Consider the following 250-nt stretch of genomic DNA (forward strand, 5'->3'; position numbering starts at 1 on the left):
GGTTTAAGCTGAATGCACTGTAGCCTTTGGCTGCCGATTCTAAAGGCACACCTTCGACTAACAAATGGCTGACCTTAACTTGCGCAGCTAACGTACCACCGGCCTTGGCAAGCCCTTCAACAATGGTTCCGTAGACCAAGAAGTAAGAAGCATCACCAGCGTAAGAAAGCGTCGGGCTCTTACCGAGCAACAAGTCTTTATAGAAATCTTCTGGAATGACGAGGAAGCCGCCAATCTCTTGGTTAAGTAC

The 250-nt window shown here is 48.4% G+C and carries 1 pseudogene; it reads right to left on the minus strand.

Annotated features, from left to right (window positions below):
* Positions 1-250, minus strand: a pseudogene (locus AB4486_RS25670) (ABC transporter permease); the annotation flags it as partial.

The sequence above is a fragment of the Vibrio sp. 10N.222.55.C6 genome (genome assembly GCF_041473395.1).
Classification (GTDB): Bacteria; Pseudomonadota; Gammaproteobacteria; order Enterobacterales; family Vibrionaceae; genus Vibrio; species Vibrio crassostreae_C.